We start from the raw sequence: 307 nt of genomic DNA, 5'->3' as shown, positions 1-307 counted from the left end.
CGGTTTTCCATGATTTCACTCCAGATAATATGCGGGTTAGAGGGAGTGTTCGAAGACGGGTCAGGCCCGCCTTCGAACGTCGGTGAGCATTGTGATCAAGGCGTCGGAAGGCGGCTTGAAGCGCCCCGGCTTGATCGCAGGGGCACCGTGGGCTGCGAGAATCTGCAGCTTCTCTTCGGGATCGGCGCGCAAGTAGGTCTCGGTGCTCTGGATACTGGCGTGGCCGAGCCATAATGCGACCTTGCGAATGTCCCCCGTCGCCGCGAGCGTGTGCATCGCGCAAGAATGACGAAGCACGTGGGGTGTG

General features: G+C 60.6%; 1 protein-coding gene. It reads right to left on the bottom strand.

Annotated features, from left to right (window positions below; all coding sequences use genetic code 11):
- Positions 1–60: 60 nt before the first annotated feature.
- A partial coding sequence (locus FE851_RS25930; protein WP_145206942.1) for a tyrosine-type recombinase/integrase occupies positions 61–307 on the bottom strand: 247 nt, incomplete at its 5' end.

It is taken from the genome of Sphingobium sp. B2 (assembly GCF_007693735.1).
Classification (GTDB): domain Bacteria; phylum Pseudomonadota; class Alphaproteobacteria; order Sphingomonadales; family Sphingomonadaceae; genus Sphingobium; species Sphingobium xenophagum.
The sequence above is the reverse complement of the archived record's forward strand: the minus strand, read 5'-3'. Positions and strand labels throughout refer to the sequence as shown.